The sequence below is a fragment of the Nocardia sp. NPDC055050 genome (assembly GCF_053608345.1).
The window spans coordinates 39,218-61,409 of sequence record NZ_JBSGVG010000042.1 but is presented as its reverse complement, the minus strand read 5'-3'; the positions used below and the strand labels follow the sequence as shown (position 1 = coordinate 61,409).

Annotated in this window: 26 protein-coding genes; 11 read left to right on the top strand and 15 right to left on the bottom strand. The window is 67.8% G+C overall.

Features of this window, described 5'->3' with window-relative positions; translation table 11 throughout:
* Window positions 1–48: 48 nt before the first annotated feature.
* From ACWGCN_RS30390 to ACWGCN_RS30355, 8 genes are all read right to left on the bottom strand, one after another.
* Window positions 49–705, bottom strand: a complete 657-nt coding sequence (locus ACWGCN_RS30390; RefSeq protein ID WP_449970349.1) for an MspA family porin — start codon at window positions 703–705, stop codon at window positions 49–51.
* Between the two features lie 61 nt (window positions 706–766).
* Window positions 767–1,435 carry an MspA family porin gene (locus tag ACWGCN_RS30385; protein ID WP_378993259.1) on the bottom strand — a complete coding sequence of 223 codons (669 nt, stop codon included), beginning with the start codon at window positions 1,433–1,435 and terminating at the stop codon, window positions 767–769.
* 344 nt (window positions 1,436–1,779) lie between these two features.
* Window positions 1,780–2,439, bottom strand: coding sequence for an MspA family porin (locus ACWGCN_RS30380; RefSeq protein WP_378993260.1), 660 nt, complete (start codon window positions 2,437–2,439; stop codon window positions 1,780–1,782).
* 66 nt (window positions 2,440–2,505) lie between these two features.
* Window positions 2,506–3,186 carry an MspA family porin gene (locus tag ACWGCN_RS30375; RefSeq protein WP_378993261.1) on the bottom strand — a complete coding sequence of 227 codons (681 nt, stop codon included), beginning with the start codon at window positions 3,184–3,186 and terminating at the stop codon, window positions 2,506–2,508.
* Between the two features lie 742 nt (window positions 3,187–3,928).
* Entirely contained in the window at window positions 3,929–4,471 is a 543-nt protein-coding gene (locus tag ACWGCN_RS30370) for a MogA/MoaB family molybdenum cofactor biosynthesis protein (protein WP_194826720.1), read from the bottom strand.
* The gene (locus tag ACWGCN_RS30365; RefSeq protein ID WP_452460296.1) at window positions 4,471–5,958 is read right to left on the bottom strand and encodes a trypsin-like peptidase domain-containing protein; all 1,488 of its coding nucleotides are present in this window, start codon (window positions 5,956–5,958) and stop codon (window positions 4,471–4,473) included. Before ACWGCN_RS30365 ends, ACWGCN_RS30370 begins: the two co-directional genes overlap by 1 nt.
* Window positions 5,959–6,051: 93 nt before the next feature.
* A complete protein-coding gene (locus tag ACWGCN_RS30360) occupies window positions 6,052–7,506 on the bottom strand; it encodes a sensor histidine kinase (RefSeq protein ID WP_378993264.1) in 1,455 nt (484 codons plus the stop codon).
* 9 nt (window positions 7,507–7,515) lie between these two features.
* Window positions 7,516–8,202, bottom strand: a complete 687-nt coding sequence (locus tag ACWGCN_RS30355) for a response regulator transcription factor (RefSeq protein WP_358071318.1) — start codon at window positions 8,200–8,202, stop codon at window positions 7,516–7,518.
* Window positions 8,203–8,494: 292 nt separating this feature from the next.
* On the opposite strand from ACWGCN_RS30355, the gene ACWGCN_RS30350 reads away from it, so the two are divergent.
* The 6 genes from ACWGCN_RS30350 to ACWGCN_RS30325 all read left to right on the top strand — a co-directional run bounded on the left by ACWGCN_RS30350 (window position 8,495) and on the right by ACWGCN_RS30325 (window position 14,156).
* Window positions 8,495–11,275: an ATP-binding protein gene (locus ACWGCN_RS30350; RefSeq protein ID WP_452460295.1), complete on the top strand. Its 2,781-nt coding sequence runs from the start codon at window positions 8,495–8,497 to the stop codon at window positions 11,273–11,275.
* Window positions 11,272–11,676 (top strand): roadblock/LC7 domain-containing protein, encoded by a 405-nt coding sequence (locus tag ACWGCN_RS30345; RefSeq protein WP_056813970.1) that lies wholly within the window; start codon window positions 11,272–11,274, stop codon window positions 11,674–11,676. The genes ACWGCN_RS30350 and ACWGCN_RS30345 overlap by 4 nt, the downstream gene beginning before the upstream one ends.
* A gap of 6 nt (window positions 11,677–11,682) precedes the next feature.
* Window positions 11,683–12,054: a DUF742 domain-containing protein gene (locus ACWGCN_RS30340; protein ID WP_056813973.1), complete on the top strand. Its 372-nt coding sequence runs from the start codon at window positions 11,683–11,685 to the stop codon at window positions 12,052–12,054.
* 4 nt (window positions 12,055–12,058) lie between these two features.
* Window positions 12,059–12,658 (top strand): GTP-binding protein, encoded by a 600-nt coding sequence (locus tag ACWGCN_RS30335; RefSeq protein ID WP_266295760.1) that lies wholly within the window; start codon window positions 12,059–12,061, stop codon window positions 12,656–12,658.
* Window positions 12,651–13,427 (top strand): MHYT domain-containing protein, encoded by a 777-nt coding sequence (locus ACWGCN_RS30330; RefSeq protein ID WP_452460294.1) that lies wholly within the window; start codon window positions 12,651–12,653, stop codon window positions 13,425–13,427. Before ACWGCN_RS30335 ends, ACWGCN_RS30330 begins: the two co-directional genes overlap by 8 nt.
* A 504-nt stretch (window positions 13,428–13,931) precedes the next feature.
* Window positions 13,932–14,156: a hypothetical protein gene (locus ACWGCN_RS30325; RefSeq protein ID WP_336084385.1), complete on the top strand. Its 225-nt coding sequence runs from the start codon at window positions 13,932–13,934 to the stop codon at window positions 14,154–14,156.
* A gap of 76 nt (window positions 14,157–14,232) precedes the next feature.
* Here the strand turns inward: ACWGCN_RS30325 and rpmF are convergent, their stop codons facing one another.
* From rpmF to mrf, 3 genes are read right to left on the bottom strand one after another with little or no spacing between them, the layout of a single operon-like run.
* Window positions 14,233–14,406 (bottom strand): 50S ribosomal protein L32, encoded by a 174-nt coding sequence (rpmF, locus tag ACWGCN_RS30320; RefSeq protein WP_378635926.1) that lies wholly within the window; start codon window positions 14,404–14,406, stop codon window positions 14,233–14,235.
* Between the two features lie 3 nt (window positions 14,407–14,409).
* On the bottom strand, window positions 14,410–14,676 hold the full coding sequence (locus tag ACWGCN_RS30315) for a type B 50S ribosomal protein L31 (RefSeq protein ID WP_378635925.1): 267 nt from the start codon (window positions 14,674–14,676) through the stop codon (window positions 14,410–14,412).
* The gene (gene mrf, locus ACWGCN_RS30310; protein WP_387445796.1) at window positions 14,673–15,977 is read right to left on the bottom strand and encodes a ribosome hibernation factor-recruiting GTPase MRF; all 1,305 of its coding nucleotides are present in this window, start codon (window positions 15,975–15,977) and stop codon (window positions 14,673–14,675) included. Before mrf ends, ACWGCN_RS30315 begins: the two co-directional genes overlap by 4 nt.
* Before the next feature lie 103 nt (window positions 15,978–16,080).
* Here mrf and rpmB point away from each other — a divergent pair, with 103 nt between their 5' ends.
* The 4 genes from rpmB to rpsR are packed head-to-tail and all read left to right on the top strand — an operon-like array spanning window position 16,081 to window position 17,096.
* Window positions 16,081–16,317: a 50S ribosomal protein L28 gene (rpmB, locus tag ACWGCN_RS30305; RefSeq protein ID WP_194826729.1), complete on the top strand. Its 237-nt coding sequence runs from the start codon at window positions 16,081–16,083 to the stop codon at window positions 16,315–16,317.
* A gap of 9 nt (window positions 16,318–16,326) precedes the next feature.
* Window positions 16,327–16,497 carry a 50S ribosomal protein L33 gene (gene rpmG, locus ACWGCN_RS30300; RefSeq protein ID WP_452460463.1) on the top strand — a complete coding sequence of 57 codons (171 nt, stop codon included), beginning with the start codon at window positions 16,327–16,329 and terminating at the stop codon, window positions 16,495–16,497.
* Window positions 16,497–16,802, top strand: coding sequence for a 30S ribosomal protein S14 (rpsN, locus tag ACWGCN_RS30295; protein ID WP_378993269.1), 306 nt, complete (start codon window positions 16,497–16,499; stop codon window positions 16,800–16,802). The genes rpmG and rpsN overlap by 1 nt, the downstream gene beginning before the upstream one ends.
* A 36-nt stretch (window positions 16,803–16,838) precedes the next feature.
* Window positions 16,839–17,096, top strand: a complete 258-nt coding sequence (gene rpsR / locus ACWGCN_RS30290) for a 30S ribosomal protein S18 (protein ID WP_067449582.1) — start codon at window positions 16,839–16,841, stop codon at window positions 17,094–17,096.
* 59 nt (window positions 17,097–17,155) lie between these two features.
* Here the strand turns inward: rpsR and ACWGCN_RS30285 are convergent, their stop codons facing one another.
* On the bottom strand, window positions 17,156–17,713 hold the full coding sequence (locus ACWGCN_RS30285; RefSeq protein WP_452460464.1) for a LysM peptidoglycan-binding domain-containing protein: 558 nt from the start codon (window positions 17,711–17,713) through the stop codon (window positions 17,156–17,158).
* 170 nt (window positions 17,714–17,883) lie between these two features.
* Here ACWGCN_RS30285 and ACWGCN_RS30280 point away from each other — a divergent pair, with 170 nt between their 5' ends.
* Window positions 17,884–18,327 (top strand): hypothetical protein, encoded by a 444-nt coding sequence (locus ACWGCN_RS30280; protein WP_452529148.1) that lies wholly within the window; start codon window positions 17,884–17,886, stop codon window positions 18,325–18,327.
* 54 nt (window positions 18,328–18,381) lie between these two features.
* Here ACWGCN_RS30280 and purH read toward each other — a convergent pair whose 3' ends face one another.
* Genes purH through ACWGCN_RS30265 form a run of 3 tightly spaced genes read right to left on the bottom strand, consistent with a single transcriptional unit; the run spans window position 18,382 to window position 22,171 of the window.
* Window positions 18,382–19,947 (bottom strand): bifunctional phosphoribosylaminoimidazolecarboxamide formyltransferase/IMP cyclohydrolase, encoded by a 1,566-nt coding sequence (gene purH, locus ACWGCN_RS30275; protein WP_378993273.1) that lies wholly within the window; start codon window positions 19,945–19,947, stop codon window positions 18,382–18,384.
* Window positions 19,940–20,620: a phosphoribosylglycinamide formyltransferase gene (gene purN, locus ACWGCN_RS30270; RefSeq protein ID WP_378636340.1), complete on the bottom strand. Its 681-nt coding sequence runs from the start codon at window positions 20,618–20,620 to the stop codon at window positions 19,940–19,942. The genes purH and purN overlap by 8 nt, the downstream gene beginning before the upstream one ends.
* 36 nt (window positions 20,621–20,656) lie before the next feature.
* The gene (locus ACWGCN_RS30265; protein WP_452460475.1) at window positions 20,657–22,171 is read right to left on the bottom strand and encodes a cell division protein PerM; all 1,515 of its coding nucleotides are present in this window, start codon (window positions 22,169–22,171) and stop codon (window positions 20,657–20,659) included.
* Window positions 22,172–22,192: the final 21 nt, after the last annotated feature.

Genomic DNA, 22,192 nt, shown 5'->3' with positions numbered 1-22,192 from the left:
GTCCTGCACACCGCGGTGTGCAGGACCCGAACTCGTTGTTGTGTTCGCTCAGCCGAGGCTGAACGGCGCGCCCCAGAGGGTCACCCAGCTGATGACGTTGTCGGTCTCCACCTCGACACTCACGAAGGAACGAGCCTGGGCGTAACCACCACAGCCGGACAGGCCGATGGTCTCGTCGGCCCAGGTCACCGAGCCCGACCCGCCCTTGAAGGCATTGCGGGTCTTGTGGGATTCGTTGCCGTAGTCGTCGGGCATTTCGAGATCGAGAACGTAGAAGGACTTCGCCTGGCCGGGTCCGACGGTGAGCTCGCCGCCGGTGTTCACCTCGCCGAAGCCCACGCCCTCCACCACCTCGGCTCCACTGTCTCCGAGCGCATCACCGCCGGCGATGTTGACCTGGCAACCCACGGTGTAACCGGGGAAGATCTTGCCACCGCCGTCACCGGACACCGAGACCTGCGCGCTACCGGAAACCCAGGCGTTGCGATGCGCCGGGGTGGACCCCATGGACGGATTGATATTGGCGGACTCGCCGACCAGGCTGATGTCCACGACAGTGCCGTCGGACAGCGTCTTGGTGATGTGGCCGCCCGGCAGCGGAACGAAGGTGTCGGCGTTCGCCGCACCTGTGGACAGCAAACCCAATGCCACGGTCGCCGCCGCCGCGAATCCGGCTACGCGCGCCATGCTCTTACGGTTGATCATCACAGTGACCCCTCGAGGGTGAATTCGTGTGAACGAGAAAGAGTTTCGATTCGGCCGATGATCAGCCGATGCTGAACGGCGCTCCGTACAGCGTGGTCTTGGAGTAGTGGTCACCGATGATCTCGACCACCGAGTAGGACCGGGCCTGTGCGTAGCCCGCGCAACCCTGGATATCTATCTCCGCGTCCTGGTATTCCACCGAATAGACGCCGGGCTTCAGAATGTCCTTGGCGTCGATCTGCACGAAGGCGACCTGACCAGGGCCGAGATGAAGGCCGATCGCACCACCGGCGGAGGCGCCGAGGGTCGATACTCCACCGGCCAATCCGGCAGCGATCGCGTCGTCACCGATGCTGACCTGGCAACCCACCATGTAACCCGTATTCAGCTGCGAGGCACCATGCGTCGAAGAATTATTGGAACCGGAACGGTTCGTCGGTCCGTTGTACGGCCCGACCTCGCCCTCCGGCGTGACCTGCACATCGGCGCGGGCATTGCCCGACACCCACACGACACGACCAGCACCGTTGGCGGCCAGCGACGGGGATACCACGGCATGCTCGCCGGTGCGACTCAAAGTGACACCGGGGCCCAGCTTCTGGCCGTCCGGCAGTGGTACGAAGGTGTCCGCGTTGGCAGCACCGGCCGACAACAGGCCGATCGTCACGGCCACTGCGGCGCCCGCGCTCCACGCGCCGCGACGCCCGCGGTTGGTGCGGTTCTCGCTCATTCTTCCCCTCGAGGTATACGCAAATCCGACCTCGACCATCGAGGTCGATATCTGTGTTGCGCCCGGACCCAGCTGGGGTGTGTCACGCAGGACAGGCACCGCTGGCAACAGGACAGATGCGCCCTGCCGGGAGGTGGATCGAGAAGCTGGTCGTCACCGGATCGGCGCGACTCTCAGCCGATCGGCGAACGAAAACGCAAGATGATTTCGACTGCCGGGGCAGTTGATTCGGGTTCAACATAGTGAGACTGACTCGTAATGTCCAGCGATACAAGGGTGAGCGCACAACAAAACGGGCCGGTCGCATGGCGACCGGCCCGTTTCGAATGCGGGATGCGAACAGATCAGCCGAGGCTGAACGGAGCGCCCCACAGGGTCACCCAGGAGATGACGTTGTCGGTCTCGACCTCGACGGACACGAAGGCACGCGCCTGCGCGTAGCCGGCGCAGCCGCTCAGGCCGATGGTGGTGTCGGACCAGGTCACAGAGCCGGAGCCGTTCTTGAACTTGTTGCTCTTGCTGTGCGATTCGCTGCCGAAGTCGTCGGCCTGCTCGCGGTCGAGAATGTAGAACGAGGACGACTGGCCGGGGCCGAGCGAGAGCTCGCCGCCGGTGGTGATGCCACCGGAGCCGTTGCCGTCCTGGTCGATCGCGGCTTCGCCGCCGCCGGAGACGCCGCCACCCGAGATGTTGACCTGGCAACCCACGGTGTAGCCCGGGTAGATCTTGCCGGAGCCGCCGTCGGAAACGGTGACCTGAGCGCTACCGGAGACCCACGAGTTGCGGTGCACCGGAGTGGAACCCATGGACGGGCTGATCAGGGCCGACTCACCGACAAGGGAGATGTCGACGACGGTGCCGTCGGACAGCGTCTTGGTGATGTGTCCACCCGGCAGGGGAACGAAGGTATCGGCATTGGCCGCGCCCGTCGAGAACAGGCCGACGGCCACGGTGGCCGCAGCGCTGACGCCCGCCACCTTCGCCATGAACTTACGGTTGATCATAGGATTTGTCCCTCGAGGATTGAGTTCGCCGCAGCGAGAAGAAGATTCGTGCCGGATCGAAGAACGTCAGCCGATGCTGAACGGCATGCCGTACAGGGTGGTCTTCGAGTAGTTGTCGCCGATGACCTCGACGACGGTGTACGCCCGGGCCTGCGCGTAGCCGGCGCAGCCCTGGATCTCGATTTCCGCGTCCTGGTAATCGATCGCGTAGGTACCGGCCTTCAGGATGTCCTTCGAGCTGATCTGCACGAACTTCACTTCACCGGGGCCGAGGTTGACGCCGATGGAGCCGCCCGCGGTCACGCCGCCGGTGCTGATTCCGCCGGAGACACCGGCGCCGATGGCGTCATCGGCGATGCTCACCTGGCAACCGACGATGTAGCCGGTGTTCAGCTGGGAGGTGCCGTGCGTCGACGAGTTGTTCGAGCCGGGACGACCGGTCGGGCCGTTCCAGGGGCCGACCTCGCCCTCGGGGGTCTCGTTGACCTCGGCGACCGCGGTGCCCGAGACCCAGACGACGCGACCCGCGCCGTTGGCGGCCATCGACGGCGAGATCAGTGCGGACTCGTGGGTGCGGGTGATGGTCACGCCAGCAGGGCTGACCTTCTGGCCGTCCGGCAACGGCACGAAGGTATCGGCATTGGCGGCACCGGTCGACAGCAGGCCCAAGGCCACGGCGGCCGCGGCAGCGCCGACGCCCGCGGCACGGACGCCACGGCGCACACCGGTGGTGCGGTTCTCGCTCATACTTCCCCTCATCAGGTGTCTAACAGCCGGCTTCGACTTTCGAAGCCGGACAAATGGACCTCACAGGGCCCAGATCAGTGTGTCGCCCCTTTGTTGCCGTTACGTAACTAACTGTTATTTCGACGATACGGCCGGGGCCGGTGTGGCGAACCCGAGCCAGGGTTCCACCGGGTGGTTCAACGCACAGAGGTGGGAGTACTGCGGGGACCGATAGTTGGTGGCTCGATGGCGAACATTAAACGCCGTTACACGGATTCGGCAACGAAAGAGTTCGTAAATTTCACTGTGAAGCACGGCACACATTCGTACATCGCCACATGCCTTGACGTGCATTGATGCAGTCGCAAAGGCTCCTGTCATGACACCTTGACAGGAGATGGCCCCGGGTAACGATCTGGGTCGTCGAACGACAAAAGACCACGCTTTCGCGTGGTCTCGAGTATTTGTCCGCAGTGTTCGTTCATGCCGTAATCGGCAATTCCAAGGCGGCTTATTACGTAGCGGCTACGTAGATAACGGGCTGATCACCCGTGGTGCGGTGGAACTTGCGACCGTAACCAATCGTCGGTACCGGAGCCCCGTGATCGCTCGCCGCGTTCGTCGCCGGTGGTCTCCGGGAGAACATCGCCGAAGATTCTCGCCAGTCGCGCCGCCTCGGCCGCTTTCCGTCGCAACTCCTCCGCCGCAGCCTGTTTCCGGCCCCGATCATCGGGGCCGGAAACAGCGTCGTGCGGGTCGGATGTCATTCGTCCAGACCGGACAATTCGCCGATCACCTTGCTGGCCAGCGGGCCGAGGGTGGCCATGCCGTCGCGGACCGACGCGCGCGTGCCGGGCAGGTTCACCACCAGGGTGCTGCCGGAGATGCCTGCCACGCCGCGGGACAGACCGGCGTCGAGCGAGCCCGCCACCCGGCCGGACGCGCGCAATGCCTCGGTGATGCCGGGCAGTTCACGGTCGAGCACCTGGGTGGTGGCTTCGGGGGTGATGTCGCGCGGCGACATGCCGGTGCCGCCGACCGAGATCACCAGGTCGACGCCGCCGATCACCGCAGTGTTGAGCGCGTTGCGGATCTCGACCTCCTCGGCTTGCACCGTCACCGAGGCGTCGACGAGGAACCCGGCCTCGTTGAGCAATTCGGTGACGAGCGGGCCGAGCGAATCCACGCCGCCATGAGCCGTCCGATCGTCGACGACAACAACCAGTGCGCGCCCTGCCACGGGAGCATCGATGTCCATGGTCATCACCGTAGCGCCTACGCACGACAGGTTTGCGTTCGAACGCATCATCGGCCGCCTTCCGCCGCCGCGGCGGTGAGCGTGACCTCGACGGTCTTGGAGTTACCGCCCTGTTCGTCGGTGTAAGTCACCTTCACCTTGTCTCCTGGCTGGTGTGAGCGGACGGCGGCGATCAGCGCGTCGCCGGAGTCGATGGGGCGGTCGTCGAGGCGGGTGATGACGGCTCCCGCGGGGATGCCTGCCTTGGCGGCAGGGCCGTCGGGAGTGGCCTCGAGTACGCGTGCGGCGGTGTCCTGCGGGCGCAGTTTGATGCCGATCTGGGCGTAGGTGGCATGGCCGGTCTTGATCAGTTCGTCGGCGACCCGGCGCGCCTGATCCACCGGGATCGCGAAGCCGAGGCCGATCGAACCGCTCTGGGTGCCGCCCGCCGCCTCGCCGCCGAGGCTGGCGATGGCGGTGTTGATGCCGATCAGCTTGCCCTGTCCGTCGACCAGCGCGCCGCCGGAGTTGCCCGGGTTGATCGCCGCGTCGGTCTGGATCGCGTCGATCACCGGGTTCACCTGACTCGGCGTGCCCTCGCCGCTGGTCGAGACCGGTCGGTTGAGGGCCGAGACGATGCCGGTGGTGACCGTGCCCGCGAGGCCGAGCGGCGAGCCGATCGCGATCACCGGCTGACCCACGGCCAGACCGTCGGAGGTGCCGAGTTCGATCGGCGTGAGCCCGGTCTTGCCGCTGACCTTGATGACAGCCAGGTCGGAGACCGGATCCGCGCCGATCATCGTGGCGGGCGCGGTGCTGCCGTCGCTGAACACCACTTCCATCTTCGCCGAGGCACCCGCGCCCGCGGCGACGTGATTGTTGGTGAGGATCAAACCGTCCGTGGACAGCACCACCCCGGAACCCTCGCCGGACGCGCGATTACCCGCGACCTTGATCATCACGACACTGGGCAACACCCGCTGCGCCACCGCCTGGGTGGACCCGGCGGGCGCGTTGGCGACGTTGTTGACCGCGGGCTTCGGCGCCTCGAGCGCATTGGTCACCGGCGCGGAACCCGAGTCGGTGGCGAGCACTCCGACGACACCACCGACACCACCGCTGACCAGAGCCAGCGCCGTCGCACCGGCGATCAGGCCGAGCCGCAGCGGCTTTCGCTGCGGAGTCGGCGCGGGACCGAACGCCTGGGGCTGCGCACCGTGCGACGGCTGACCCCCCTGCGAAGGCGGGCCACCGAACGCCATGGGGGCGGTGTGAGGCGCGGGATTCCCGAAGGGCGCATGGTCGCTGTGGGCCTGCTGTCCGCCGTAGGGTGCCTGCCCGCTGAAGGGTGCAGGCTCGCCATGGGGCTGGTCGCTGTAGCGCGGCTGGTCGCCGAAGGGAGCCGGTCCGGCATGCTCGCCGTAGCGCGGCTGGTCGCCGAAGCCCGGCGCCTGCCCCTGGTGCCCGGCCGGTAGCCCCGACTCGGTGGGATGGCCCGTGTCGCCCGGCCCGGTAGCGGCGGGCCGGTCAGCGGGGTGCTGGGGATCGTCGGTCATGGTGTCTGTCTCCTCACGCTTGCTGACCAGCTTCCTGACGGCTACTGAGAGGCGCCTGAGATCGGACTATCAGTTCGCCGTGACTGACGGCGATCACCCGGCGTCGGACTCGTCGAGAACGATCGGCGCCTCCCCCGGCAACACGATGCGCACCAGCGCGCCGCCCCGATCGGAGGTGTCGACCGCGATGGTGCCGCCGTGTTTGGTCACCACCTGCTTGACGATGGCCAGCCCGAGTCCGGAACCGGGCATCGAGCGCGAGGCGGTCGTGCGGTAGAAGCGTTCGAAGACCAGTTCGCGTTCGCCGGTGGGGATGCCGGGGCCCGCGTCGCCGACTGCCAGTTCGAGCAGTCCGGGGCCGGCCGGGCGCATGGTGATCCGCACGACCGCGTCGGGCGGACTCCACTTGGCCGCGTTGTCGAGGACGTTGAGGACGGCCCGTTCCAGCCCCGCCTCGTGCCCGTAGACGAACCAGGGCGCCAGATCGGCCACGAAGGTGATCCCCACCCGTCTGCGGCGCGCACGTTCGAGCGCACGCTCGGCCACCTCGCCGAGATCCACCCGCTCGTACACGGTTTCGGGGGCATCCTCACGGGCCAGGTCGACCAGGTCGCCGACCAGCGTCGACAGCTCACCGATCTGGGCGACCACATCGGCGCGCAATTCGGCCATGTCCTCGTCGGGCAGCCGGGGCGCGCCCGGCCTGCCCGAGGCGATGAGCAGCTCCATATTGGTGCGCAGCGAGGTGAGCGGCGTCCGCAGTTCGTGGCCCGCGTCGGCGACGAGCCGACGCTGACGATCGCGTGATTCGGTCAGCGCCCGCAGCATCGTGTTGAAACTCTCGGTGAGTCTGGCCAATTCGTCGTCACCGGTCACCGGGATCGGCGTCAGGTCGTCGGTGCGGGCGACGCGCTCGGTGGCCGCGGTGAGCCGGGCGATCGGGCGCAGACCGGTACGACCCACCGCGGTTCCGGCGGCGGCGGCGAGCACGACGCCGCACGCGCCGACCACGAACAGCAGCCATGCCAGCTGATCGAGCACCTCGCGGGTGCGGTAGAGCTTCTGCGAGATGATCAGCGTCGCGCCGCTGTGCGTACGCGCGGCGAGTACCCGCTGGTCACCGACGGTGCGCAGCGAGGAATTGATCTTGCCGTCGGCCACCGCGAGCTCCTGGGCGCCGACCGGTGGAATTGTCTGCTGGGGTGGCATATACGGCTTGTGACCGGCATAGATCAGCGCGACGCCGACATCGTTGGAGAACAGCCCGGCCAGCACGATCGACTGGAAACCGGCGGTCTCGAAATTGTTGTTGATCATCGTCGCCGCGCGGGCCTCGAGCTGGGCGTCGACGTCGGCGTAGAGCGCGCGCGCCACCATCGCGTAGGCGGCGATCGAGGTGACCGCGACCGCGATCAGCACCACCGACGCGGCCAGCAGGGTCACCCGCCAGCGCAGGGACACCGAGCGGGTGAGCGGGGTAGGGGGACGCATCTCACTCGCGTCCAGCGGCCTGCCGAGAACGGCGACCGCGGGTTCCTTGTGTGCCATCTCGCCCGCCTACGGAGGGGTCTCGCGCAGCACGTAGCCGACGCCACGCACGGTGTGGATCAGTCGTTCCTCGCCGTCGGCCTCGGTCTTGCGGCGCAAATAGCCGATATAGACCTCCAGCGCGTTGCCGGAGGTCGGAAAGTCGTAGCCCCAGACCTCTTCGAGGATTCGTCCGCGAGTGAGCACTCGGCGCGGATTGGCCATCAACATCTCGAGCAACGAGAACTCGGTACGCGTCAGACTGATCGCGCGTTCGCCGCGCGAAACCTCGCGGGTGACCGGATCCAGCGACAAGTCAGCGAACACCATCGCCTCCGACGCTTCACCGGGATCGGGCGTTCGACGACGCAGCAACGCCCGTAAACGCGCCAGCAATTCCTCCAACGCGAAAGGTTTCGGCAAATAATCGTCGGCGCCCGCGTCGAGGCCGGCCACTCGTTCGGACACCGAATCGCGCGCGGTCAAAACGAGAATCGGCAGATCGTCGCCCGTACTGCGCAGCCTTCGGCACACTTCGAGGCCGTCCAGGCGCGGCATCATGACGTCGAGAACCAGCGCATCGGGCCTGGCCGCGGTCACTTTCTCGAGTGCGTCCAGACCGTCGACAGCGAGGTCGACGGTGTAGCCGTTGAAGCTCAGTGACCGGCGCAGTGATTCCCGCACCGCGCGATCGTCGTCGACTACCAGAATGCGCATGTGCTGTAGTTTGCCGTGACCGACTGAGAACGTACTGAGAGGCCTCGGCGCGCCGAACGTCGTGTTCTCGCCGGAGGTATGTTGTAGGTCTTGACAAACCCGAACGAATCGTCGTTGTGTCAGCGCATATTCGGCGAATTACAGACCGTGTGGCCCGGATTGCCGATGCCCACTCGGCACGGTATCTTTCCTGCGGTAAAAGAAGACCTCCAGTTGGTTCTGCGCTCGCATCGCTCCGCGACCTCCCCGCGCGGGCCGGGGTCACACGTGGAAGCAGAGGCAACGCACGCGGATGGAACCTGCATCGCGCTCCTGGCAATTCAGCCTGTCCAACTGGTCGGTTACGCGCAAGGTCGGTGTGGTGCTGGTGCTGCCGGTGATGCTCGCGACCACCTTCGCCGTGCTGCGGATCAACAACGAACTGCAGACGATGACGCAGCTGGGCGCGGCCACCGAACAGGCCACCGTCATCCGTCCCGTCGTCAAATTCGCCACCGCCACCGAACAACTCGCCGTCGCCGCGACGGCCAACTGGGGTGCGATCGCCGACCCCCAGACCGACGCCGCGCTCACCACCTACGACCAGGCCCTCGCCGAGGTGCAGAGCGCGCTGCGCTCGGCCCGCATCGACCCTGTCGTCGCCAGTGAACTCACCGCGGCCACCACCACCGGCGCCACCCTGCGCAATACCGTGCGCGGCGGGTCCCCGGCGATGGTCGGCGAGCAGACCGACGAGATCGGCGAACGGATCGGAAAGGCGCTGTCCAAGACCCCGCAGGTCCAGGACTTCGTCGTGCAGCGCTACTTCCTCCAGCTGGCCGCGCTGCACCAGGCCCGCCGGGTGCTCACCCGCGAGCGCACGCTGGTCGTCTCGCCCGAATCCGGTCGCAGCCAGAGCGCGCGAGCGAAGATGCTCGTCGAGCTCGGCTCCGAATCGAACATGATCAAGACCTACGCGATGGTCTTGCCCGACCAGGCGGGCAGCATGGCCGCGCTGCTCGACGCGGTGCAGACCCGGATCAGTGTGTTCAGCCAGAACAGCGGTGATCCGACCACCAACGCGGCGGTGCTCAACACGCTCCAGGTGAGCGCCGACACCTACGCCTCCACGATCTCCGCGCTGCTCGACAACATCGACCACACTCTCGACAGCAACACCGCGACGGCACAGACCGGCGCCCTGCGCGAGACCACCCTGGTGCTCGGCATGCTGCTGGCGGGCCTGGCGCTCGCGCTGGCCGTGGCCCGCACCCTGGTGGTGCCGGTGCGCAGGCTGCGCCGCGACGCGCTCGAGGTCGCGCATGTGAAGCTGCCCGACGAGCTGGCCGTGGTCCGCAGCGGCGGCGCGACGCCGGAGATCATGCCGGTGGGTGTGCACTCCACCGACGAGATCGGTCAGCTGGCCCGTGCCGTCGACGAGATCCACGAGCAGGCGCTGAATCTGGCGGGCGATCAGGCCCGCCTGCGCCTGCAGATCGGCAACATGTTCGAGACGCTGTCGCGGCGCAGCCAGTCGCTGGTGGAGCAGCAGCTCGCGCTCATCGAGGAACTCGAGCACGACGAGGACAACCCCTCGCGCCTGCAGACGCTGTTCCGCCTCGACCACCTCGCCACCCGCATGCGCCGCAACGGCGACAACCTGCTGGTGCTCGCGGGCACCGTGCTGCGCCGCGGTCATCTGCCGCCGGTGCCGCTGTCGGACATGCTGTGGAGCGCGGTCTCGCAGGTGGAGGACTACCAGCGGGTCGAGATCGGCAATGTGCCCGACGGCGTCGTGGCCGGTGAGTCCGCGGTCGATATCGAGCACCTGCTCGCCGAGCTCATCGACAACGCCCTGCGCTACTCCCCGCCGAGTACATCGGTGGCGGTCATCGTCGGCCGGGCGGTCGACAGCGGCTATCTGATCGAGATCACCGACCGCGGCCTCGGCATGTCGGCCGAGGATCTGCAGACGACCAACGACCGGCTCGCCTCCGGTGGTGAGGTGACCATCGAAACCGCCCGTCGCATGGGTCTTTTCGTGGTCGGCAGGCTCGCCAAGCGACACACCATCACGGTCAGCCTGCGCCGTACCAGCGGTGCGGCCCCGCAGCCCGGCATCACGGCCAGCGTGCATCTGCCCAGTGCGCTCGTCGCGCCGTCGCCGCCCATGTCGTCGGGTCCGGCCACCGGGCCGAATCCGATCGTCCCCGCCGGGATCGGCCCGTACGCGCTGACTCCGGCCGACATCACCGGCCCGAATCCGATCATGCCGACCGGACCGCGCCCCTTGGTCTCGCTCGACGCCGTGACCGATCTCGACCTGCCCGCCTCACCGCTTCCCGCGCTGCCGACGTTCGCGGATCCGAATCCGCTCGTCCCGGCCAACGGCGCGAGCACGCCCAAGAACCCACTCACCAGTGTCGGTCTCCCGCAACGTGTTCCGGCCGCGGTACCGGCGCCCCCGCCGGAACCGGCCATCGTCGAACCCGACGAGGACGCGGCACCGGCGGGCATGTGGGCCGAGCACGATCACGACACCGACGATCTCCCGGTGACGACCGATCCGGCGGCCCCCGCTCCCGACTCGTCGCCGTTCGGCCTGCCGCAGCGCATCCCCGCGACCGCGCTGGCCGAGCTCGCCGCGTCGTCCGCACCGGCCGCGCCCCAGGAGCCGCAACCCGCGCCGCGTCCCCTCGACGTCGACCCGATGCCGACGACGAGCACCCGTTTACAGCCGGTCTCCGGCCCGGCGCCGACCCCGATCTACCAGCGGATGGTCTCGGAGTGGCTCGTCGAACCCGCCTCAGCCCCCACCGAATCCGGTAACGGCAACGGCGCGTCGTGGAGCGCCCCCGGCGACGCGGGCTGGTCGGCCGCCGCCGAGGCGGACCACCCACCTACGTCCTCGCGAACGAGCGGCGGGCTGCCGATCCGCAAGCCGGGCGCTCAGCTCGTCCCCGGTGGGCTCACCCCCGCGGAGGAAGCGGGCGCTCGCGACCCCGAGGAGATCCGCAACAACCTGACCAGACATCTCAGCGGCGTCCGCAGCGGCCGTGCCGAGATCCAGTACAACGACGGAGGCCTCGAATGAGCAACGCGCACCCCACAGACGAGAATCTGAACTGGTTGGTCGCCCGCTTCACCCGCGACGTACCCGGCGTCTCACACGCGGTGCTCGTCTCGGCCGACGGACTGCTCCAGGCGACCAGTCCGCATCTACCCGCCGACCGCGCCGAGCAATTGGCCGCGGTCACCGCCGGTCTGGCCAGCCTGTCGATGGGTGCCGCGCACCTGTTCGACGGCGGCAAGGTGATGCAGTCGATCGTGGAGATGCAGCGGGGCTATCTGCTGGTGATGAGCGTCGGAAACGGTTCGCACCTGGCCGTTCTCGCCAACAAGAGCCACGACATCGGCCGCATCGGCTACGAGATGGCGTTGCTCGTCGACCGGGTGGGCTCGGCGGTTACCGCCACCGCCCGCTCCGCCGGCTGAGGTGAGATGTCGAGCCCTTACGGATCCGATCACCGGCCGACTACCCGGGTCAGGCCCTATGCCCTGACCTCCGGCCGCACCGAGCCCGCGATCGCGCTGCCCTTGGAGGCGGTCGTCGAGACGGTATCTTATACAGCGCACAACGACTGGTCCGCAGGCGATTTGCGGATCGAAATCGTGCGTCTTGCCACACATCGGCTTTCTGTCGTCGAGATTGCCGCATACCTTGGTCGCCCACTGGGTATGGTCCGGGTGATGATCGGTGATCTCGTAGTGGGCGGGATTCTTCGAGTGCATTCGACGCTGACCGAACAGGCGAGCTACGACGAACGCCGATCACTGATGGAGAGGACTTTGCGTGGACTCCGTGGCCTCTGATGGCATGCGCCCGCCGGCACAAGAACAACGGGTCGCGTCGACCAAGATCGTCGTAGCGGGCGGATTCGGCGCCGGTAAAACGACTTTCGTCGGTGCGGTGTCGGAGATCGTGCCGCTGCGCACCGAGGCGATGGTGACCCATTTCTCCGACGGCATCGACGATCTCGCCGAGACGCCGGAAAAAGAAACCACCACCGTGGCCATGGATTTCGGGCGCATCGTGCTGCCCGGCAACCTGGTGCTCTACCTGTTCGGCACCCCGGGCCAGAAGCGCTTCTGGTTCATGTGGGACGACCTGATCCGGGGCGCCATCGGCGCGGTGGTGCTGATCGACACCCGCAGGCTGGAAGACAGTTTCGCCGCCGTCGACTTCTTCGAGGCGCGTGGACTGCCGTTCCTGATCGCGGTGAACCGCTTCCCCAACGCTCCGCGCTTCCCCATCGCCGAACTGCGCGAAGCGCTCTCGGTGCGCGAGGGCATCCCGATCGTCGACATCGACGCGCGCAATGCCGTCGAGGTCCGTCAGGCACTGGCGGCGGTGACCGAATACGCCATCGCCCAGCTCGAGCCGCAGCAGTTCGAAGGAGCGGGCAGGCGTGCCTGATCTGCTCGCCGCGACCGGTGCCGAGACATTCGCGCACGGCACCGGGATCGCGTGGCTCGCGTTGGACCTGTCGGCGCTCGGCGCGCTGGTGGCGTTCGCCTGTATCCGGCATGCGAAGTACTCGATCCGGTTCCGGCTGATCTGGCTGACGATGGCCGCGGTCTCGCTCGGCGGGGTCGGGCTGTGGCTGGCGAATTCCGTCGCGCTGCTGGCGATGCGGGTGAACGACAGCACGATGCGCTACAACGTCGCGCTCGGTGCGGCGGCACTGGCCATCGCGGTGGTCGGCGTCCTGGCCGGATTGCTGATCAGTGGCCGGACCCCCCAGGTGCCGCGGCTGATCATCGGTGGGCTGACGATGGGGTTGAGCATCGGACTGTCGACCTATCTGACCCTCGACGCGCTCGCCGTGCAGGGCACCGTCGACGAGTCACTCGGCCTCATCGGGGTGTCGGTGCTGGTGTCGATGGCGCTGTGCACCGCGACCCTGTGGGTATCGCAGGTGGTCCGGCGGGTGCCGATGCGGGTGCTGGTGTCGGTGCTGTTCGCGCTCGGCGTCGCGGCGGTGTATTACACGGCCATCGCCGCGCTGAGCTTCGCGATCGATCCGGGTATCCGGACACCGGCCGGGATGCCCCTGTTCGACCTGGTGTTCCCGATGTTCGTGATCGGTGCGCTCGGCCTGACCGTGCCGATCACCGCGGTGCTGGTGGCGCCGGATCGACGCGATGTCGCGGTCCCGGTGCGTCAGCCCGTTCCGGCCCGTTGACCGCAACCAGCTAACGTCCGGTTTGTCGGAATATTTCCGGTCTTCCGCCCCGCTGATCCGAGCTCTCGCAACCTGCGGCGAACTGCCGCGAAAACCGCCTCTGAAGTGGCGATGAGCGGGTTCCCCATACTCGGGGAACCCGCCCTCCCGCACGAGAGTACATACCTGTGAGGGACTCCGCATCAGTGGTTCGGGAATTTTCTTGTGGCGAAAAACAAACCGAGAGTTGGTAATTCGACCGTCAGCAAATACTCCGCAAGCCCTTGCGCGCGTTCGTGCCAAGTGGCGTGCATCACACGGTTAACGGGGCGGTTGCCCCACACCCTTCCCTAGGGCCCTGAACAGGCAGAACAGCACCGCAGTAAGTCCCCTGGACAGATGGCAGGGCAGAACGAACCGCCGAGCCCCCGGAAGCCCACCACCTGGTGCGCCAACCGAGTTATGGTCGCTGATGGGCGCATCCGTCTCGCCCGGCACATCCAAGGTTCGTTCGAAGGAGTTCGCATGGCCGTCAACGTGGTGCTCGACAAAGTCCTCGACAAGGAATTCGAGAACAAGACGCTCGCCGAAATTCTCGCCGCGCCCCCGTCGGCGCTGGCCGGCCTCACCGAGGCGCACGACAAGCAACTGCTCGAGGCGCTGAAGATCAAGACCATCGCCGACCTGGGCAACAACAAGTTCTTCCAGCTCGCCGCGACCCTCGTAGCGCTGGCCGAACGAGAAGGATGACGCGGGCCGCAAACCCAGGGCGGTAGAGACAGGCAACGGCCTGCCGGGCGGTTCCGGCAGGCCGTTGTCGTCGGCGTCAGAGCCGGGCGGGGTCGATCATGCCCTTGCGGACGGCGTTGACGATGCGGCGTGGTACTCGGTACTCGACACCGCCCACTGTCACCGGGACCAGCTGCGGGACTTCCGCTTTCCACTGCGCGCGTCTGCTTCGGGTGTTCGAGCGCGACATTCTGCGCTTGGGGACCGCCATGATTCAGCCTTCCTTGCCTGCGCGCGAGCGCTTTCCGTACTTGCGCTCGAACTTCTCGACCCGGCCCTGGGTGTCGAGGTTGCGGGCGGTGCCCGTCCAGAACGGGTGCGAATCCGAGGTCACGTCGACCAGCATGAGCGGGTAGGTGTTCCCGTCGGCCCATTCGATCGTGCGGTCGCTGTTCGCGGTCGACCTGGTCAGGAACTGCTTGCCGGTGCTCGCGTCCTCGAACACGACGGGGTGGTAGTCGGGGTGGATGCCCGCTTTCATGCCGTTTCTCCTCTCGGGTTTGTGCGCTCGCTCGCCGAGGCCGTTGCCTCGGTGGGATCGGCGCAGGGATCTTGATGCCAGTCGCCGAAGGGGTCCTCCCACAACGCGACTCGTTCCGGCGCCCGGTCGACGAGCAGCAGTTCGTCGTCCTCGACCAGCGCCCAGTGCAGGGCGTGCCGGATCTCGGCGGGGTCCGCGTCGTGAGCCAGGATCACCAGCGACACATCGCGATCGCCGAATCGCTCGTCCCAGCCCAGCGCGCCCATCGCCCGCCGATCCGGGTCGGCGCCGGCCTGTTCCTCGGCGCTCATCGTGGCCAGCCAGCGACCGGCGCCGCCGACCCGCAGCCCGCCACCGGCCGACTCGAGCCAGACCACGTGGTCGGGCTGGGTCGCCAGCCAGATCCGGCCGCGGGCGGTGACCACGCCGTCGAGGAGTACGTCGAGGGCTTCGTGCAGCCGCTCGGGATGAAACGGCCTGCGCGCGGCGAATTCGACGATCGAGACGCCGCAGTCGGTGCTCAGCGGCGGCTGTCCCCGCAGCAGCGGTGCGTGCGCGTCGAAGATCCGGCCCCGGCGTGAGTCCGCGGGCACGCGGGTCAGCAGCGCACCGATCTCGATGGCGTCGAAGCCGGACAGGTCGGGTAGCCAGGCGACCGGCGCCGCGGGTGCGAGGCGGGCGAGCACGGCTGCCAGCCGCTCGTGATCGAGCGCGTCGGCGCCCGCGGTGAGTACCACCAGCGCGTCGGCGAAGTCGACCTGGCCGACAGCCACCTGCGCGACCGTGCGCTCATCGTCGGCCGAGGCGAGCCCGCGATCGGCCAGCACCTCGTCACCGGTGGCATCGGCGAGCCACTGCTGCCCGTCCAGGCAGGTCAGCACGGCTTCGATCCGTACGCTGCGGCCCGCGGGCCCGTCGACACGATCGGCCACCCCGCTGACCTCGACATGCTCGATCGCGTGGCACAGCGCCTCCGCCTCGATGCCGGGATCCAGCGCGAGCACGATCCGCTCGACGTGATCGCGGGTGGCGAGCGTGCACAGCATCGGCAGCAGATCGGCGCGCAGCGTGCACGACACGCACCCGTGCGCCAGTTCGAGCACCGTGGTGCTCACGTTGCCCGCGGTCCGCACCGTGCGCCGCACCACTCCCTCACGTAGCTCGGCGAGGTCGTGATGCACCACCACGGTGCCCGCGTCCTCGCTCAGCGTCGCCGCGATGTGCTCGACGCCGCCCATGGCGGGTCCGGAGAAGCCGGCCAGCAGCACCACGGGCGTTCTCCGGTCTGACTGGTCCAGCACCCGATACCCCTTTCGACAATGATTTTCATTTACCTCACGGCGACTGTACAGTGCGGAATAATCGTTGTCGAAAATGGTTGTCATAACCATGGAAGGAGGTCGCATGTCGGCCCACTGCCAGGTCACCGGTCGCAAGCCCGGCTTCGGAAAAGCCGTCTCCCACTCGCACCGGCGCACCAACCGACGCTGGAACCCCAACATCCAGCACAAGACCTACTACCTGCCCAGCGAGGGCCGCCGCATCACGCTGACGGTCTCCACCAAGGGCATCAAGACCATCGACCGCGACGGGATCGAGGCCGTGGTGGCCCGCATCCGCGCTCGTGGGGACAAGATCTAGGAGCTGAACATGGCCTCGAAAGCGACCGATATCCGGCCGATCGTCAAGCTGAAGTCCACCGCGGACACCGGCTTCACCTACGTCACCCGCAAGAACCGCCGCAACGACCCCGACCGGCTGGTTCTGCACAAGTACGACCCCGTCGTGCGCCGCCACGTCGACTTCCGGGAAGAGCGCTGATGGCGAAGAAATCCAAGATCGCCCGCAACGAGCAGCGGCGCGAGATCGTCGAACGGTTCGCGGCCCGGCGCGCCGAGCTCAAGGAGATCATCCGCAAGCCGAGCACCGGCGAGGCCGAACGCTCGGCCGCCCAGGCCGAACTGCGCAACCAGCCACGCAATGCCAGTCCGGTACGATTGCGCAATCGGGACGCTGCTGACGGCCGCCCACGCGGCTATCTCCGCAAGTTCGGCCTCTCCCGTGTTCGTGTGCGCGAGATGGCCCATCGGGGTGAGCTTCCCGGGGTCCACAAATCGAGCTGGTAGAGACTCCCCAAACTGATTCGTGAGAAGGAATATCCCATGGCAGTGAAGCGAGCACCGTCCAAGAAGGCACGCGCCGACCAGGGGCGTAAGCCGAAGAAGAATCCGCTGATCGCCGCGGGCATCGAGTACGTCGACTACAAAGACGTCAACCTGCTGCGGACCTTCATCTCCGATCGCGGCAAGATCCGCAGCCGCCGCGTCACCGGCCTGACCCCGCAGCAGCAGCGTCAGGTCGCCGTCGCGGTGAAGAACGCGCGGGAGATGGCGTTGCTGCCGTTCACCACCACCAAGTAGCGCCGTGAACACGAGAATGGCCCCGAAGCTGTTGCCTCGGGGCCACTTTCGTCTGCGCCTTACGGGATGGTCAGTACCTGACCGGCGTTGATCAGATCCGGATTGTCGATACCGGAGGCCGCGGCGATCTCCTGGTAGCGGTTGCCGTCACCGTAGAAGCGCTCCGAGATCGCCCACAGGGTGTCGCCCGACTCGACCGTGTAGGTCTGCGCGGCCGGCGGCGGCGGGACCTCCTCGGCGATCGGGGACGCCGCGACCGGCTCCGGCGCGGGCAGCGGGTTGTCGGTGTTGGTGGCGGTGGCCCACGCGACCGAGCCGTCGGTGCCGTAGAGCACGACGTTGCGGTCGGGCTGCACGACCAGCTTCTCGACGTTCTTGCCGCTGGTGTCGGTCGCCCAGATACGCGCGCCGCCACCGCTGTAGACGACGAAGTCGCCGTCGTGCTGCAGGGCCGCGCGCTGCGCGTCCTGCCCGTGCGTCATGGCGGCCCAGACGACGTTGCCGTCGGGCTCGGTCAGCACCAGGTTGCCATCCGGCTGCAGAGCCAGGGTGTACGCACCGCCGGTCAGGGACTGCCCCAGTCCCAGTTCTTCGCCTACGCGCAGCGTGTCGGCCACGTTGTTCCTTTCGAAGATCGCCAATTGCTTCAGCCCAACAGAAGATGCCGGCCGATTGCCGCAGAGCCGCATCGAAGCCGAATGTAGTCGCCGCGGCCGGGAAATGGAGGAGTTATGCGCAGGGTTCGCGGAAAGTTCACGGCCGGGCCGGGCCGTCTAGGGTCGACACCATGAGAACGATGTCGCGCTACACCGCCGCCGCGGCAGCCGTGGCCGTGCTGATCGCACCGCTCACCGCCTGCGGATCCTCGGATGATGCTGCGCCCCAACCGAATACATCGACAACAAACACCCGGCCCGAAGACCCGAACCCCGGCATCGGGCAGCCCTTCACCGCGGATCCCACCCTCGTCAACCCGCACCCGATCCCGTTCACGTCCTGGAACCGGCTGAGCGAGAACAAGATCAGCGTCAACTTCCAGACCGGCAACCCCGAGTGCTACGCCGTGGACGCCTCCGTCACCGAAACCGCCGAGGTGGTCACCGTATCCCTGCGCTCCGGGACCCGAGCGGACTCCGTGAACAAGATGTGCACCATGAACGCCGTCTTCGGCACCTTGGAAATCCCCTTGAGTTCCCCGCTGGGCAGCCGCGAGGTAGTCGACCCCGGATAGCCGAAACGGGTGCCGCACCGAGGATTCGGTGCGGCACCCGTTTCGGGTTCGGACTCAGTGAGCGAAGTGGCGTGCGCCTGTCAGGTACAGGGTGACGCCGGCTTCCTTGCAGAGTTCGATGGTGTCCTTGTCGCGGATCGAACCGCCGGGCTGCACGATCGCGCGAACACCCGCGGCCACCAGGATCTCCGGCCCGTCCGAGAACGGGAAGAAGGCGTCGGAGGCGGCGACGGAACCCTTCGCACGCTCACCCGCGCGCTCGACGGCGAGCTTGCAGGAATCGACACGGTTGACCTGGCCCATGCCGACGCCGACCGCGGCGCCGTCCTCGGCGAGCAGGATCGCGTTCGACTTCACCGAACGGCATGCGCGCCAGGCGAATTCGAGGTCGGCCAGGGTGGTGACGTCGGCCGGGTCGCCCGCGGCGAGAGTCCAGTTGACCGGATCATCGCCCTCGGCGTCGAGAACGTCGCGGTCCTGCAGCAGCGCACCGCCGCTGATCGGGCGCAGCTCCACGCCCTTGCGCTGCGGCGCGTCGGCCACCAGCACGCGCACGTTCTTCTTGCGCTGCAACACTTCCACGGCACCGGGCGCGTACCCGGGGGCGATGATCACCTCGGTGAAGATCTCGGCGACCTGCTCGGCCATCTCGACGCTCACCTCACGGTTGGCCGCGATCACGCCACCGTAGGCACTCACCGGGTCGGTGGCATGCGCCTTGCGGTGCGCCTCGGCGATATCGCCTGCCACGGCGATGCCACACGGGTTGGCGTGCTTGATCACCGCGACCGCGGGCTCGTCGAAGTCGAACGCGGCCCGCCAGGCGGCGTCACCATCGGTGTAGTTGTTGTACGACATCTCCTTGCCGTGCAACTGCTTCGCCTGCGCGATCCCGACCGTGCCGTCGTTGCTGGTGTACAGCGCGGCGGCCTGGTGCGGGTTCTCGCCGTAGCGCAGCACCGCGGCGCGCTCCCACGAACCGGCGACCCAGCCGGGGAACTGCTCGGTCTCCTCGGCGACGGCGGGCACGGCGACCGAGCCCATCCAGCTCGCGACGGCCACGTCGTAGCTCGCGGTGTGCTGGAAGGCCTTGGCCGCCAGCGCGGTCCGCTCGGCGAGGGTGAACCCGCCGGACTTCACCGCGGCGAGCACGTCGTCGTAGTCGGTGACGTCGACGACCACACCCACCGACGGGTGATTCTTCGCCGCGGCACGCACCATCGACGGTCCGCCGATGTCGATCTGCTCCACGCACTCGTCGACGCTCGCGCCACTGGCCACGGTCTGGGTGAACGGGTACAGGTTCACCACCACCAGCTGGAACGCCTCGACACCCAGTTCCACGAGCTGCTCGACATGCTCGGCACGACGGGTGTCGGCCAGGATGCCCGCGTGCACGCGCGGATGCAGCGTCTTGACCCGGCCGTCGAGGGTCTCCGGGAACCCGGTCAGATCCTCGACCTTGGTGACCGGAATCCCGGCCTCGGCGATCTTGCCCGCGGTAGACCCCGTCGACACCAGCTCCACACCGGCCGCGTGCAGCCCGGTGGCGAGCTCGACGAGCCCGGTCTTGTCGTAGACGCTCACCAGCGCCCTCTGGATCGCCTTACGTTCACTCACCGGCGTGCTCGCTCACTGGTATTTCTGCCTTTCGTCCGTCGGAGACAATGCCTCGCGTCGCGACGGCGGCGATGACCTCCGCCAGTAACCGTCGCTCGACAACCTTGATGCGCTCCTGCAGCGTGTCCTCGTCGTCGCCGGGCATCACGGCGACCGCTTCCTGCGCGAGGACCGGGCCGGTGTCCACGCCCGCGTCGACCAGGTGCACGGTGCAGCCGGTGACCTTGACGCCGTAGGCGAGCGCGTCACGCACCCCGTGCGCGCCGGGGAACGACGGCAGCAGCGCGGGATGGGTGTTGATGAGCCGGCCGCCGAAACGTTCCATGAACGCGGGGCCGAGGATTTTCATGAAGCCGGCCAGGACCACCAGATCGGGCTTGTGCGCGTCGACGGCCTCGGTGAGGGCGACGTTCCAGGCGTCCCGGTCGGAATAGTCTTTGAGCCCCACCTTGAAGTGCGGCACACCGGCGGCCTCGGCGTGCGCGGTGGCCGGGCAGTCGCGGTCGACACCGACGGCCACGATCTGCGCCGGGTAGCCGGGCTCGCGTGCGGCGGCCAGCAGTGCGTTGAGCAGCGAGCCGGTGCCCGAGGCCAGAACGACGACGGTGGCCGGTGTTCTGGCGGGCTTCCACGGGGCAAACGAGGACGTCAGCGCTCTACTCCTGCGTGTGATCGGGCGGCGGCGATGGCGACAGGCGCCGGGTCGAGCTTAGCGACCGGGGGTCTTGTCCTCGTCCGGCAGGTCCGACTCGACCACTTCGACGTCGACGATGTCGTCGGCGGGCTCGTCGGTCGAGCCGGGCGCGGCGATGCTCACTTCGAGGTCGTCGTCGAAGTCCTCGACCAGTTCGCCGTCGACTTCGACTGCGGGATCGTCGTATTCGACAGCATCGGCGTACTCGTCGGGATCGTCGTCCTCGTCGTCGTACTCGTCCTCGTCGTAGTAGTCGTAGTCCTCGTAGTCGTCTGCGTCGTCGTAGTCGTCGTACACCTCGGCCGGCGCGGTCGGTGCCAGGAAGCGGCGGGCGAACACCATGCCGACGAAGCCGCCGAAACCGAACCAGGTGACCATCAGCACGACCAGCATCAGCAGATCGACGCCCACCCACCCGACGGCGCCGAGCTGACCGCTGCCGAGGATCGCGAGCATCAGGAACGTCAGCGTGGACAGCGCGGCGCAGGTGAGCGTCGCCCACGGCGCGCCGGGCCGGTCATCGCTGGTGCGGCCGAGTTCGATCCCGCCGAGCACGCCGACGGCGAGCGGGACCAGCAGCAGCGCCGCCCACCACGGGGACGCGGGGCCTTCCGGCACGGGAATCAGCGCGGGCAGGACCGGCATGTGCCCGCCGGTCACGCCGAACAGCCCGACCGAGCCCGCTCCGAACAGCACCGCGGCGCCGCTGAGGATCCCCGCCGCGCCGATCACCACATTCGGCAGATAGAGCAGGGAAAGCAAGGTCATACCCAGCACGTCGGTGACGTTGTGGGCCTGCTGGAAGGCACCGTCGAGCCGGGACAGATGCACGAAGAAGGAGATCACGGTGGCCAGCACGGCGCAGCCGAGCATGCGCAACACGGTGCGACGCGCCGCGCGGGCGCCGAGGACCGCCCATTCCGGGATCTCGATCGGCACCAGCGCGCACACCGAACTCCACGCCCGGCCGGCGATCCCGGCGGCGGCCGCGAACAGATACAGCACGAACACCCAGCCGAACGCCGCGATCGGACCCGAGGATTCGAGCGGGGTGACACCCGCGGCATCGCCGGTGACCGCGAGGCAGACGGCTGTCATCAGCAGCGGTCCGGCCAGCACGGCACCGGTCAACCAGCCCAGCTCGACGGGAGTGGGGCGGTTCGGAACGGCCCGCGCGCATTCGCGGGCGGCCAGCCAGACCAGCACGGCCGTCGGCGCCAGCGGCAGCAGGCCGAGGGTCGTCCTGCCGACCGTGAGCGGAACCTGGTGGGCGGCAAGCCACGTCGCGGCGACCGCGGCGGGCGCACTGGTGAGATCGGTGCCGGTGGTGAGCATGACCACGAGGACGAGCAGCACCGTCGCCGCCAAGGCGGTGATCGTCGGCCTCGCCGCGACCAGCAGCAGGGTTCGCGCCCGCTCGGGCGAGAGCGACCACCAGCCGGGCTCCTGCCCGGGCGGTGATGCGGCGACTGTCTCCCCGGTGCCGCGTGACCCGGAGGTCCGGCGCACGAGGGCGTTACGGGAGCTCATGACAATTCAGCGTGGCAGCTT